Origin of the sequence: Novosphingobium sp. Leaf2, from assembly GCF_001421325.1 — a bacterium.
Taxonomy (GTDB): Bacteria; Pseudomonadota; Alphaproteobacteria; order Sphingomonadales; family Sphingomonadaceae; genus Novosphingobium.
Genome location: NZ_LMJY01000016.1, coordinates 167,626 through 180,698, shown reverse-complemented (window position 1 = coordinate 180,698; position 13,073 = coordinate 167,626). Strand labels below are relative to the sequence as shown.

At 66.3% G+C, this 13,073-nt stretch carries 13 protein-coding genes; 3 read left to right on the top strand and 10 right to left on the bottom strand.

Going from position 1 to position 13,073, the window contains the following annotated elements; translation table 11 throughout:
* Window positions 1-31 precede the first annotated feature (31 nt).
* Complete coding sequence (locus ASE49_RS10255) at window positions 32-2,305, bottom strand: ATP-dependent helicase (RefSeq protein WP_056771492.1); 2,274 nt, start codon at window positions 2,303-2,305, stop codon at window positions 32-34.
* A 139-nt stretch (window positions 2,306-2,444) separates the two neighbouring features.
* On the opposite strand from ASE49_RS10255, the gene ASE49_RS10250 reads away from it, so the two are divergent.
* The gene (locus tag ASE49_RS10250) at window positions 2,445-3,026 is read left to right on the top strand and encodes a hypothetical protein (RefSeq protein ID WP_056771489.1); all 582 of its coding nucleotides are present in this window, start codon (window positions 2,445-2,447) and stop codon (window positions 3,024-3,026) included.
* Window positions 3,027-3,087: 61 nt separating this feature from the next.
* On the opposite strand, the gene rsmD is transcribed toward ASE49_RS10250, so the two are convergent.
* Together rsmD and ASE49_RS10240 are read right to left on the bottom strand one after the other, a co-directional pair.
* Window positions 3,088-3,651, bottom strand: a complete 564-nt coding sequence (gene rsmD / locus ASE49_RS10245; protein WP_235522932.1) for a 16S rRNA (guanine(966)-N(2))-methyltransferase RsmD — start codon at window positions 3,649-3,651, stop codon at window positions 3,088-3,090.
* Window positions 3,648-5,063 carry a pseudouridine synthase gene (locus ASE49_RS10240; protein ID WP_056771486.1) on the bottom strand — a complete coding sequence of 472 codons (1,416 nt, stop codon included), beginning with the start codon at window positions 5,061-5,063 and terminating at the stop codon, window positions 3,648-3,650. The genes rsmD and ASE49_RS10240 overlap by 4 nt, the downstream gene beginning before the upstream one ends.
* A 96-nt stretch (window positions 5,064-5,159) precedes the next feature.
* Between ASE49_RS10240 and ASE49_RS10235 the strand changes: the two genes are divergently transcribed.
* Window positions 5,160-6,491, top strand: a complete 1,332-nt coding sequence (locus tag ASE49_RS10235; protein WP_056772323.1) for an AmpG family muropeptide MFS transporter — start codon at window positions 5,160-5,162, stop codon at window positions 6,489-6,491.
* 3 nt (window positions 6,492-6,494) lie between these two features.
* Here ASE49_RS10235 and ASE49_RS10230 read toward each other — a convergent pair whose 3' ends face one another.
* From ASE49_RS10230 to ASE49_RS10215, 4 genes are read right to left on the bottom strand one after another with little or no spacing between them, the layout of a single operon-like run.
* The gene (locus ASE49_RS10230; RefSeq protein WP_056771484.1) at window positions 6,495-7,811 is read right to left on the bottom strand and encodes a bifunctional folylpolyglutamate synthase/dihydrofolate synthase; all 1,317 of its coding nucleotides are present in this window, start codon (window positions 7,809-7,811) and stop codon (window positions 6,495-6,497) included.
* Window positions 7,812-7,813: 2 nt separating this feature from the next.
* Window positions 7,814-8,593, bottom strand: coding sequence for a tryptophan synthase subunit alpha (gene trpA / locus ASE49_RS10225; RefSeq protein ID WP_056771480.1), 780 nt, complete (start codon window positions 8,591-8,593; stop codon window positions 7,814-7,816).
* A gap of 1 nt (window position 8,594) precedes the next feature.
* On the bottom strand, window positions 8,595-9,836 hold the full coding sequence (gene trpB, locus ASE49_RS10220) for a tryptophan synthase subunit beta (protein ID WP_056771478.1): 1,242 nt from the start codon (window positions 9,834-9,836) through the stop codon (window positions 8,595-8,597).
* A 55-nt stretch (window positions 9,837-9,891) separates the two neighbouring features.
* Window positions 9,892-10,536, bottom strand: coding sequence for a phosphoribosylanthranilate isomerase (locus ASE49_RS10215; RefSeq protein WP_056771475.1), 645 nt, complete (start codon window positions 10,534-10,536; stop codon window positions 9,892-9,894).
* A 145-nt stretch (window positions 10,537-10,681) separates the two neighbouring features.
* Here ASE49_RS10215 and ASE49_RS10210 point away from each other — a divergent pair, with 145 nt between their 5' ends.
* The gene (locus ASE49_RS10210; RefSeq protein ID WP_056771472.1) at window positions 10,682-11,104 is read left to right on the top strand and encodes a DUF4019 domain-containing protein; all 423 of its coding nucleotides are present in this window, start codon (window positions 10,682-10,684) and stop codon (window positions 11,102-11,104) included.
* A 7-nt stretch (window positions 11,105-11,111) separates the two neighbouring features.
* Here ASE49_RS10210 and ASE49_RS10205 read toward each other — a convergent pair whose 3' ends face one another.
* The 3 genes from ASE49_RS10205 to ASE49_RS10195 all read right to left on the bottom strand — a co-directional run bounded on the left by ASE49_RS10205 (window position 11,112) and on the right by ASE49_RS10195 (window position 13,001).
* Window positions 11,112-11,861, bottom strand: a complete 750-nt coding sequence (locus ASE49_RS10205; RefSeq protein WP_056771469.1) for an SIMPL domain-containing protein — start codon at window positions 11,859-11,861, stop codon at window positions 11,112-11,114.
* A gap of 127 nt (window positions 11,862-11,988) precedes the next feature.
* A complete protein-coding gene (gene pyrF, locus ASE49_RS10200) occupies window positions 11,989-12,666 on the bottom strand; it encodes an orotidine-5'-phosphate decarboxylase (protein ID WP_056771464.1) in 678 nt (225 codons plus the stop codon).
* Complete coding sequence (locus ASE49_RS10195; protein WP_156370259.1) at window positions 12,663-13,001, bottom strand: LapA family protein; 339 nt, start codon at window positions 12,999-13,001, stop codon at window positions 12,663-12,665. The genes pyrF and ASE49_RS10195 overlap by 4 nt, the downstream gene beginning before the upstream one ends.
* Window positions 13,002-13,073 lie beyond the last annotated feature (72 nt).

Below are 13,073 nucleotides of genomic sequence, written 5' to 3'. Positions count from 1 at the left end.
AACGGCGCGGCGCAACCCGGCGCCGGGCCGATCACGCCGGTTTGACGAAGCTGTCCAGCACGCGCTTGCGCCCGGCGTGCTCGAATTCGATCTCCAGCTTGTTGCCTTCCTGCTCGATCACCGCGCCATAGCCGAATTTTTCATGGAATACGCGCGCGCCCACGGCGATGTCGCCGCGCGGTTTGGCGGCGAAGCTGGCGGCGCTGCGAGTGCTTTCGGCCACGCGGCGCGGAGCGGGGTCATAGTCCTGCGCGGCAGCGCGCTGCCAGCCGGGCCCGCGCGTAGCGGTGCGCGAAGGTTGCAACCGCGCCACGTCAGCAAACGGATCGGCATGTTCCGACCATTGCGCGCGCCACAACGATGCGCCGCCGGACAGCGTGGTTTCGCTCTCAACGGGCTGATCCGGCAGTTCGGCGATGAAGCGCGAGGGGATCGAACTGGTCCACTGGCCGTAGATGCGCCGGTTCGCGGCATGCAGGATCGTGCATTTGCGCCGGGCGCGGGTGATCGCGACATACGCGAGCCGGCGTTCCTCCTCCAGACTGGCAAGCCCGCCTTCGTCCAGCGCGCGCTGCGAAGGGAACACGCCTTCCTCCCAGCCGGGCAGGAACACATTGTCGAATTCCAGGCCCTTGGCCGCATGCATGGTCATGATCGTGACCTTTTCCTCGTCCGCCGCGTTCTCGTTGTCCATCACGAGGCTGACGTGTTCGAGGAAATTGCCCAGACTGTCGTATTCCTCCATCGCGCGGGCCAGTTCGACGAGGTTTTCCAGCCGCCCGGTGGCCTCGGCGGTCTTTTCGGCCTGCAGCGCATCGGTGTAGCCGCTCTCGTCCAGCACGGTGCGCAGCAGGTCTGCCGGGCCTTCGGTGGCTGCCAGATCGCGCCACCGCGCAAAATCGCGCATGAGGGCCAGGAACGTGTTGCGCGCGCGGGCCGGCAACTCGTCAGTGTCGGCGATCTCCAGCGCGGCGTGGGATAGCGGGATGGCGCGTGCACGGGCCAGTCGGTGCAGCGCTTCCAGCGCCTTGGCGCCAAGGCCGCGCTTGGGTGCGTTGTAGATCCGCTCGAACGCCAGATCGTCCGCCGGCTGGGCGATCACCCGCAGATACGCCAGCGCGTCGCGGATTTCCGCGCGCTCGTAAAAGCGGAAACCGCCGACGATGCGGTACTTCATGCCGATCGAGATGAAGCGGTCCTCGAACTCGCGCGTCTGGTATTGCGCGCGCACCAGGATGGCGATCTGGTCCAGCGGTGCGCCTTCGCGCTCCAGCCGTTCGATCTCGTCGCCCACGCGGCGCGCTTCCTCCGGCCCGTCCCACACGCCGATGGCGCGCACTTTGTCGCCGGCGTGCCGCTCGGTCCACAACGTCTTGCCAAGGCGCTGGCTGTTCTCGTTGATGAGGCCGGAAGCGGCAGCCAGGATTTCCGGCGTGGAGCGGTAGTTCTGCTCCAGCCGGATCACCTTGGCACCCGGAAAATCCTTTTCGAAGCGCAGGATATTGGCCACTTCCGCCCCGCGCCAGGAATAGATCGACTGGTCGTCGTCGCCCACCACGCAGATGTTCTGGCGGCCTTGCGCGATCAGGCGCAGCCACAGGTACTGGACCTGATTGGTGTCCTGATATTCGTCCACCATCACGTATTTGAAACGCTGTTGGTACTGCTCCAGCACCTCGCGATGGGTGCGCAGGATGTTCAGCATGTGCAGCAGCAGATCGCCGAAATCGCAGGCGTTTACCGCTTTCAGCCGGTCCTGATACAGCTGGTAGAATTTCTGGCCCTTGCCGTTGGCATAGGCCTCGTTTTCGCCGGCATCAAGATCTGCCGGGTTGAGTCCGCGGTTCTTCCAGCGATCGATGCACCCGGCCAGCTGGCGCGCGGGCCAGCGCTTTTCGTCCACCCCTTCGGACTGGATAAGCTGTTTGAGCAGACGCAGCTGATCGTCAGTATCGATGATGGTATAGTTGGGCTGCAGGCCGACCAGTTCGGCGTGGCGGCGCAGCATCCGCGCGGCGATGGCGTGAAAGGTGCCCAGCCACGGCATGCCTTCCACCGCCGGGCCGATCAGCCGGCCCACACGTTCGCGCATTTCGCGCGCGGCGCGGTTGGTGAAGGTGACGCAAAGAATCTCGCTGGGCCAAGCCAGCCGCGCGCGCACCAGATGGGCCAGCCGCGCGGTCAGCGCCGCCGTTTTGCCGGTGCCGGCGCCGGCCAGCATCAGCACGGGCCCCTCGGTCGTCAGCACGGCTTCGCGCTGCGGGGCGTTGAGACCGTCGATCAGCGGGTCGGGCGGGGTGCCCATGCCCGGCGGGGCTTGCAGAGTGTTCACCGTGAACAACTAGGGAACGCAGCATCGTGGTGCAAGCCCGCTTCGTCGCACACACGGAACAATTCCCGCGATGGATCGTCGTTTGCTTCAACAGAACAGATGGAGAGTTTCGATGCGTAGATTTTTGATGGCGGGTTCCGCTGCGCTGGCGCTGCTGGCCATCCCGGTGATGAGCCAGGCGCAGGACGTCCCGCCGCCGCCCGCCCCGACCACCACCGCAGCGCCGATGATGACGCCCGAGCAGAAAGCCACGTATGAGGCCTGGGAAGCCAGCCAGAAGGCCGATTACGATGCGTGGCCGAACGAATACAAGGTCTATTACTGGACGCTGACGCCCGAACAACAGAAGGGCTATTGGGCGCTGACCGCTGACCAGCGCGGCCAAATCTATAAGATGACGCCCGAACAGCGTCAGATCGCGTGGAACTCGGTGATGCAGCAGATGAACGGGCAGACCCCCACCACCCCACCGGGGCAGGCGAATCCTCCGGGGGAAGGCATGCCAACCGCCGGCGTTCCTGATCCGCAGTCCGCCGCGCAGCCGGTGCCGCCGGCGATGCCGGCCGACCCCAGCTATCAGGGGGGGCCGTACAAGGGCGCGAACACCCCGCCGCCCGCCACCGAAATGAACAAGACCTACCCGGTCTGCAGCAAAACGGTGACCGACAACTGTCGCAACCGCGGCGGCAAGTAAGTCCGTTTAGCGCAAGGAAGGGTGCCGGGAAACCGGCACCCTTTTTGCGTAATTGGAGCCGTCAGGCCTCGGCGGTGCGGCGCAGCAGATGCAGGCATGCCTTGCCGACATCGCGCGTGGCGTCGGTTTCGAAGCCTTTGACGGACACCTGCTCGCCCTTGCCGGTTTCCAGGCTCACCCACGTGCCCTCGCCGATCCAGCCCAGCCGGGCCAGTTTGTCGATCGCGACAGCGCCCGCGCCGGTGGCGTACGGCGGGTCGAGCAGCACAAGATCCAGCGGTTCCTTTGCCGTCCCCAGCGACAGGACGGAGGAAGCGCGCACGTCCGAGCGTCCTTGCGCTTGCAGGTTGGCGATGTTGGTGCGGATCGCCCGGATCGCGGCGGAATCCTGCTCTACGAACAGGCAATGCGCGGCCCCGCGTGACAATGCCTCAAGCCCCAGAGCGCCCGAGCCGGCAAACAGGTCGGCGACCTTCAGTCCCTCGAAATCGCCCAGCCGGCTCACCAGCATCGAGAACAGCGTCTCGCGCGTGCGGTCGGTGGTGGGGCGGGTGCCTTCGCCTTCGGGCGCGGCAAGTTTGCGGCCGCGCCACTGGCCGGCGATGATGCGCAGGCCCGTACTCAAGCCTCGGGCTCCCCGGTCGCGCCACGGTCTGCGTTTTTCAGTGCGGGCAGGGTGCGGCGGAAGTTATCCAGATCGCGCTGGGCCACTTCGCCAGCCGCGCCCTTGGGCAGATCACCCAGCAGGAAGGGGCCGTAGGACACGCGGATTAGGCGACTTACCTGCAGGTCCAGTGCTTCGAGCACGCGGCGCACTTCGCGGTTCTTGCCTTCGGTCAGGGTCATCTCGATCCACTGGTTGCGTCCGGTGCGGCGCTCCATGTTGGCGTTGATCTTGCCATAGATCACCCCGTCAACCTCGATGCCTTCCATCAGATCCTCAAGCCGGCCTTGCGTGATGTCGCCGAAAGTGCGCGCGCGGTAGGTGCGCGGCACGCCGGTGGCGGGAAGTTCCAGCTGGCGCTTGAATTCGCCGTCGTTGGTCAGCAGCAGCAAGCCTTCGGTGCTAAGGTCAAGGCGGCCGATCGGCATGACCCGCCCGGTGCCCTCGGGAAGCGCGTTGCGCAGCGCGGCGTAGATCGTGGGCCGTCCGGCGGGATCGCGCTCGGCGGTGATCAGGCCGGCGGGCTTGTGGAACAGGAACAGGCGCGTGCCTTCGGGTTCCTGCACGGGGTTGCCGTCTACAGTGACGCCGGCCAGACTGGTGAGCACGGTGGACGGCGTCTCGATCACCTGATCGCCAAGCTTCACGCGGCCTTCGATGATGATCCGCTCCACTTCGCGGCGGCTGGCGATGCCGGCCCGGGCCAGCAGCTTGGCGATTCGCTCACCCTCGCGCGCGGGCAGGGTGGGGTCCTTGGGGGTAGGGGCTGCCGCGCGCGGAGCGGGTCCGGGCTTGTGCACAGGGCGTGGCGCATCGGCACGACCGCGTCCACTGCCACCGCCGTAACGCTGATCGCGCGGGGTGTACCGGTCGTTGCGCGCACCGTAAGGACGCTCGTCGCGGCCACGGGGACCGCGCGCGTTACTGCCGGCGCTGTTGTAGCTGCCGCGCGTGGTGTCGCTACGCGGCCGATCGTCACGCGGTGCGGTATCGCGTTCGCGCTCACCGGCGGATGCACGCAATCCACCTTCGCGCGATCCCTCGCGGGTGCCGGGCCGCTCGCCGCGTTGCGGGCGATCGCCCTGTGGCCTGTCGCCATACGGCCTGTTGCCGCGAGGCTTGTCGCTGCGCGGCCGGTCTTCACGGGGCCGGTCGCCATAAGGCTTGCCGCTGCGGGGCGCGCCATCGCGTGTGTCAGCGGAACGGGGGCCTGCCGAACGGGGGCCGGAGCGCGCAGGGCCGCGCGGGCCGTCTACGAACGACGAGCCATCGCGCGGGGTGCCGCCGGGGCGGCGGCCACGACCGGAGCCGCCGGACGTTCCGTTGAAATTGCCGCCGGATCGGCCACCGGACTTGCTGGGAGGTTTGGACATGGATCGCCCCTTACCTGTTGATCGCTGCTTCATCCAGCCTTCCCTTCACGCGCCGGGCCGCTAAAGTTGGTGGGAACGGCAATCGAGGAGACCGGCGTGGACGCCGACTACAAGGCACAGCGGCGCAGCGTCCTGGATTCCATCACACCGTATTTCGAGCGCGAGTCCATCGCCGCGTTCATGCTGGGGGTGTCTTCCGGCTTTCCGTTCGCGATGATCGGCGCCACGTTGACCACGCGGCTGGCTCAAGACGGGATCGACAAGAAGACCGTCACCGCCTTTACCCTCGCGTTCCTGGTCTACAATCTCAAGGTGTTCTGGGCCTGGATCATCGACGGGGTGCGCCTGCCGCTGCTGCATCGGCTGGGGCAGCGGGTGTCGTGGATGCTGGTGTGCGGCGTCGCGGTGATCGCGGCGGTTTGCAATCTGGCGTTGGTGGACCCCGCCGCGAACATCGGCGCCACCGTGCTGGCGGCAGTGCTGGTCGGCATCGCCGGCGCGAGTTTCGACATCGTGATCGACGCATACCGGATCGAAACGCTCAAGCCTTATCAGCTGGGCACCGGCTCGGGCATGAGCCAGTACGGCTGGCGCATCGGCTCTGCCGGCGCGGGCGCCCTGGCGCTGGTCATGGCGTCGCGCTACGGATGGAGCGCGGGGTACATGGCGTGCGCGCTGTTTGCCGTGCCGGCCATGCTCACCGCCGTGCTGCTGGGCGAGCCGGAACGGCGCAAGGTGGTCGTCCAGAAGCGCGGTGTCGCCGAAGTGTGGAGTTCCATTATCGGTCCGTTCGGCGAATTCTTTCGGCGTAACGGCGCGTTTCTGGTGCTGCTGTTCATCCTGGTGCACAAGATCGGCGACACGCTGGCGAACCTGACTTTCCGCCTGTTGTTCGACGACCTCAAGTTCACCAACGACGAAATCGCCATCTATGACATCGGGCTGGGCTTCTGGGCCTATCTGATCGGGGTATTCATCGGCGGCATCGCCTATACCCGCATGGGCCTCAAACGCTCGGTCATGCTGGCCTTGTGGCTGATGGGCATCTCCAACCTCAGCTTTGCGGCGCTGGCGGCGGCCGGGCACAGCAACTGGGGCATGGCCGGCGCGATCGGGTTCGAGAACATCGCCTCGGGTTATGGCGGCGTGGTGGTGATCGCCTATTTCTCCGCGCTGTGCGACTTGCGCTATACCGCGTCGCAGTACGCCCTGATCTCGGCGGGGGCGAGCGTGGTGGGGCGGCTGGTCACGGGCACGACCGCCGGCGCGCTGATCGAGGCGATGGGCTATGTGAATTTCTACCTGCTCACCACCGTGGCGGCATTGCCGGGCATCGCATTGTTTTGGTGGATGAGCCGCACCGGGCTGGTGGATCAGGCGATGGGATCGGCAGGCGAGCCGGAGCCGGTCGAGGATACGTTCGCCTGACGGTCAGTCCGGCAGCTCGCCGTTATCGCGCAGCACCGCGCCGGCAAGATAGAGCGAGCCTGCGATCAGCACCGCGCGGGCCTTGCGCTGCTCCAGTGCCCTCAGCGCGGTTGCCACATCGGGCGCAGTGGTGGTGTCCACCGGCCAGCCGGCGAAAGCCTCGGGTGGCAGGCAGGCATGGCCCGGCACGGGGACAAGCGTGACGCTTTCCACCTGGCGATGCAGCGGCTCCAGCAGCGCGCCGGGATCCTTGCCCTCGATCATGCCCAGGATCAGATGCGGGGCGATTTCCCGGGCGCGCAGGAACGCTTCAAGCGCCAGCCCGGCGTCGCGGTTATGGCCGCCGTCAAGCCACACCGCCGTGCCGGGCACCAGCCGGGTCAGCGGCCCATCGCCCAGCAATTGCATGCGTGCGGGCCATTGCGCGTCGCGGATGCCTTGCGCGTAGGCCTGCGGATCGATCCGCAGCACGCTTTGCCGGCGCAGCATCGCCACCGCCAGCGCGGCGTTCTCCGCCTGATGCGCGCCGGGCATGTGCGGCAGGGGCAGGGTGAGCGACCCGTCATGATCCTCGAACCAGATCGCATCGCCGGTCACCTGCGCTTTCCAGGCTTCGCCCCGCATCCACAAGGGAACCTCTTCGGCCTGCGCCAGTGCGTGCAGCACCGCTTCGACATGCGCAGGATACGCCATGGTGACGAGCGGAACGTGGGGACGGCGAATGCCGGCTTTCTCGAAGGCGATGCGCGCCAGCGGCTCTGCCGGGGTGCCATCCTCGGGCGCCAGCAGGAAGCGTTCGTGGTCGATCCCCAGTGTGGCGATGCCGCATACCAGGGGCGTGGGAACCACGTTGGTGGCATCGAAGCGCCCGCCAAGGCCCACCTCGATCACGCAGACATCAGCCGGATGCCGGGCGAACGCCAGGAAGCTGGCAGCGATGGTAACTTCGAAGAAGCTGACCTGCAGGCCACCAGCGGCATCGAGAACCTCGCTCAGCAGCGCGGCCAGTTCCTCATCGCCCACCAGTTCGCCGGCGACGCGGATGCGTTCGTTGTAGCGCACCAGATGCGGGCTGGTGATGGCGTGCACCCGGTAGCCTTGCGCCTCCAGAATGGCGCGCAGGTAAGCGCAGGTGGAACCCTTGCCATTAGTGCCGGCGACGTGGAAGACGGGCGGGATCGAAAGCTGGGGGTCGCCCAGCCGCGCCAACAGTTGCCGGATCGCATCAAGCCCGATGCGTCCCTGCGGCAGCGACAGCGCGGCGAGCCGATCAAGCTGGGCTTGCACCGCGCGCGAATCGGACACGGCGAAGTCTCGCACGCTCAGCGCGCCGCGTGCACCGCTTGGGACAATTGCGCGGTATACGCCTGCAACGCTGCCGGGGCATCTTCGCCATGCTTGGCGACCAGTTCCACCAGCGCTGAACCAACTACCACGCCGTCCGCGACCTTGGCGATGGCGGCGGCTTGTTCGGGCGTGCGCACGCCGAACCCGACGGCAACAGGCACGTTGGACGCGGCCTTGAGCCGGGCCACCGCATCCTCGATCGAGCCTTGTGCGGCCTGCTGCTTGCCGGTGACGCCCGCGACCGAGACGTAATAGAGGAACCCGGACGACCCCGCCAGCACGGCGGGCAACCGCGCGGTATCGGTGGTGGGGGTGGCAAGACGGATCAGCGACACGCCCTGTTCGCGCAGCGCGGGGCCGAGCGTGGCGTCTTCCTCGGCGGGAATGTCCACGCAGATCACGCCGTCAACCCCGGCGGCGGCGCATTCCTGCGCGAACCATTCCGGGCCGCGGATCGTCATCGGGTTGGCATAGCCCATCAGCACCAGCGGCACGGTAGGGTGGCGCTGGCGGAAATCGGCGGCGATGCGGAAGATATCGGCGGTGCGCACGCCCTTCGCCAGCGCGCGCAAGTTGGCTTGCTGGATCACCGGGCCATCCGCCATCGGATCGGTGAAAGGCATCCCCAGTTCGATCACGTCCGCGCCGCCCGCGACCAGCGCGTCGAGGTTGGCCGCGGTATCGCCGTCCCCCCCGGTTATGAAGCACACGAGCGCCGGGCCTTTGGCAAAAGTGGTTTCGAAACGCGTGGTCATATCAGAGATCGAACCCCAGCGCGTCTGCCACCGTGAATATGTCCTTGTCGCCCCGGCCGGACAGGTTGATCACCAGCAGCTTGTCGGCATCCATCTGCGCGGTCAGTTCCGGCAGCGCTGCCAGCGCGTGCGCCGTCTCCAGCGCCGGGATGATGCCTTCCAGCGCGCAGCACAGCTGAAATGCTTCCATCGCCTGATCGTCGGTGATCGGCACGTACTTTACCCGGCCATTTTCGTGCAGCCACGAATGCTCCGGCCCGAGCCCCGGATAATCGAGCCCGGCGCTGATCGAATGAGCTTCGGTGATCTGGCCGTCCTCGTCCTGCAGCAGATATGTCTTGTTGCCGTGCAGGATGCCCGGGCGCCCGCCGGTGAGCGAGGCGGCATGCTTGCCGGTTTCGACGCCATACCCCGCCGCCTCGATGCCGACCATCGCCACTTCGGGATCATCCAGGAACGGATGGAACATGCCGATCGCGTTGGACCCACCGCCCACGCACGCCACCACCATGTCCGGCAGGCGGCCTTCGACCTCAAGCATCTGCGCCTTGGTTTCGATGCCGATAACGCTCTGAAAATCGCGGACGAGTTCCGGATAGGGATGCGGGCCGGCGGCGGTGCCAATGATGTAGAACGTGTCGTGCACATTCGCCACCCAGTGGCGCAGCGCCTCGTTCATCGCGTCCTTCAGGGTTTCCGCGCCGCTGGTTACGGGCAGCACTTCAGCGCCCAGCAGCTTCATGCGGAATACGTTGGGCTTTTGCCGCTCAACGTCCTTGGCGCCCATGAAGATCGTGCAGGGCAGGCCGAAGCGCGCCGCCACGGTGGCGGTGGCCACGCCGTGCTGGCCCGCGCCGGTCTCGGCAATGATCTTGGTCTTGCCCATGCGCATGGCCAGCAGGATCTGCCCGACGCAGTTGTTGATCTTGTGCGCGCCGGTGTGGTTGAGATCTTCGCGCTTGAGGTAGATTTTCGGGCCCTTGCCTTCTGGCGCGAGCTTGCGGAAATGCTCGGTCAGGCGGGGCGCGGGATACAGCGGGGTGGGCCGGCCGACGAACGTCTTGAGCAGATCGTCCATCTCAGCGTGAAACGCCGGGTCTTCCTGCGCGCGCCGATATTCCGCCTCAAGATCGAGAATCAGCGGCATCAGCGTTTCAGCGACATACCGCCCGCCGAACTGGCCAAAGTGGCCGGTCTCGTCAGGCTGGGAGCGAAGTGAATTCACGGGCGTTTGTACGGTCATGCGTGGGCGATTGGCAGAGGGCAGGGCAGAAGTCCAGAATGCTTTGCATGGCCCATCAGGATGCCCCGCGAACGGCGGCGCAAAACGCGGCGATACGGGTGTCGTCCTTAAAGCCCGGTGCGCTCTCGACGCCTGAGGATGTGTCCACCAGCGGTGCGCCGATGAGGCGGATGGCGTCGGCCACGTTGCCGGCATCCAGCCCGCCGGCCAGCCCCCAGGCCATTGGGCCTTTCCAGTGTGCCACCAGGGTCCAGTCGAAGCTGAGGCCCATGCCGCCTGGCAGCGTGCCCTTGGGCGTCTTGGCATCAAACAGGATCAGGTCCGCCGCGCCCGCATAGGCATCGGCGCGCCGCACGTCCGCCGCGCTGGCAACCGCAAGCGCCTTCCACACCGGCACCCCGAAGCGGGCCCGTATGCTGGCCGCGCGCTCGGGCGTTTCGGCGCCGTGCAACTGGATGGCATCAAGCGGCGCGGCAGCCATCACATCGCCCAGCAGCCGGTCGTCCGCATCGACGAACAGACCCACCCGGCCAATGCGCCCACCCGCCTGCTGCGACAGCGCCGCAGCCTGCGCCGGGGTTACCGCGCGCGGGCTTTGGGGGAAGAACACCAGCCCGATGTGCGCGGCCCGGGCCCGGATGGCGGCTTCCACGGCGGTGGGCGTGCTGATGCCGCAGATCTTGATGGCGGCGGTGGGCATGGGCGAGATCCTGGTTGTGGGAGACGGGGATGTTCGGAGTCCCGGTGTATCTAGCGTCATTGTCGCGCGCTGCAATCGCGGCGCTTTGCAGATGGACATGCGAGGCGCTAAGCGTGCAATGGGGTAAACAGGAGCTTGAGCCACGATGACAATCATTGCCCGCACCGTTTTGGTCGTTCTTGCCGCAAGCGCGCTGGCGGCGTGCAACGTGCAGGAATCGATCAGAAACGCCGACGCGGAAGTGGCCCAGTTCCACCGCAGCCTGGACGCCGGATCATGGGGCGCGGTATGGGATAGCAGCGATCCCGCCCTGCGGCAGGCAACGCCGCGCGCGCAGTGGGTAAAGCTGCTGGAAGCGGTGCATCGCAAGCTGGGAAACGTGAAGTCCACCAAGCAGGTGGGCTGGAACGCCAATACCAGCACCAACGGCTCGTTCGTGACGGTCACCACCGAGACCGTATTCGAGCGGGGGAAGGGCACGGAGCAGTTCGTGTTTCATAAAGGCGAAGCCGACAAGCTTGCGCTCGTCGGCTACTCCATTCAATCGCAGGACATGATGCTGAACTGAAGGGCGGTCATGCGCCCAATTCGAACTGCACCGTGACGTTGACGTTGGTTTCCAGCTCGCCCGCTGCAACTGGCGCTGGCGCTGCGTCCATCGTCTCCTTGCGCGCGGACATCATCATCATCTGCGGGCGCGGGGTGTAGCCGCCGCTTTCGCTGATCGACACGATCCGCACCACCCGCAAGCCGGATGCACGCGCGTAAAGGTCGGCGCGGGCGCGGGCGGTCTGCATCGCGTTGGTGCGCGCCTCATCCTGTGCGGCCTGAGGCTGGGACAGCTGGAAGCTTGGGCCGTCCACTTGGTTGGCGCCGGCGGAAACCAGCGCATCGATGACCTTGCCCATGTCCGCCAGCTTGCGCTGACGCACCGCCACGGTGTTGTTGGCGGTGTAGCCCACGATGCGCTGCGGGCCGTCCTCGAGGTTGCCGTCCGGCAGGCGCTTGGGCTGCGCGTACATCGGGCTGATGCTGATGTTGCTGGTCTGGATGTCTTTGTCGGCAATTCCCGCTCGCTTCAATGCGGCGATCACCTGGTTCATCTTGGCCGAGTTGGCGGACAGCGCCTCGCTGGCAGTGGTGCCCTGCGTGGTCACGCCGGCATTGTAGCTGGCGAGATCGGGTTCGCGGGTCGAGGATCCTTCTGCGGATACCGTAAGCAGCGTGTGGCCAGCCTCGATCATGGGCATCTGTCCTTGCTGGGCAAAAGCAGGGGCGGCGCTGAGCGCCAGGGCGGTTGCGGCAAGCAGGCTGAGATGTTTCATTCGGGGTCGCACTCCCATTGTTGTCAGTGACAGGGCAACGAACTGGACGCGCGCCGGTTGCCGGCACCTGAACGGCAAGGTGTGCAAGAGTTAAGGTGAATTGAAAATCGCACCCGAGAGGCGCGATCTAAAGCGTCGCCTCGATGGCGCGGGCGGCGGCCAGCGGATCTTCGGCGCGGCTGATCGGGCGGCCGATCACCAGCACGCTGGCCCCGGCGTCCCGCGCCTCACGCGGCGTGACTACGCGCTTCTGGTCGCCGCTCGCTTTCGCACCATTGGCGGGCCGCAGGCCGGGAACCACGAAGTAACCGTCTTTCCACTGCCTGTGCACCGCGCCCACTTCATGGCCCGAGCATACGATGCCATCCAGCCCGGCCGCATGTGCCAGTTCGGCCAGGCGCAGCGCCTGGTCATGCGGATTGGCGCTGACGCCGATCGCGGCCAGATCGTCATCGTCCAGGCTGGTGAGGACGGTGACGGCCACCACCTTGCAGTTTTCGCCCGCAGCGGCCTTGGCATCTTCCATCATCGCGCGTCCACCGGCGGCATGGACGGTGACGATGGCGGGCTGCAGCACGTGGATCGCCTGCATCGCGCCGGCCACCGTGTTGGGAATGTCATGCAGTTTCAGGTCAAGGAAGATCGGCAGGCCTACCTTGTGCAGTTCGTGCACGCCGTGGTGGCCGTGGGCATAGAAGAATTCCAGCCCCAGCTTGATCCCGCCGACGTGCCCGGCAACCTTGCGCGCCAGCGCTTCGGCAGCGTCCAGACGGGGTAGGTCGAGAGCGAGATAGACCGGATTCATGGCTTTGCGACATCCGAGATAACGACATGATCGGCGGGACTTGCGCCAAGGCCCGGTGTGCCGACACCTGGCGAAGAGGTTGCCCGGAGCGAGTTTTCCAGGGTGGCGATCCGGCGTTCAAGCCGCCAGCGCACCGCGCGCAGGTAAAGCCAGACGGGCAGCATCCCAAGCCCGAAGAACAGCAGCGCAACCACGCCCACCGGCCAGTCGAAATGCAGGTAGTTGCCATCCTGCAGCGGCCAGAAGTTTATCGGTGCCTTGGTCCAGTTCATGGCGATGAACGCGACCAGCACTGCCGTAAGCAGAACCCACGTTATCGTGCGGATGATCTGCATGTATCCTCCTGTTTTCCCCGATAACGCAGGATGCTAGGCGCGAAAACGACCCAAGGGAAGCCCCGTAGCCGA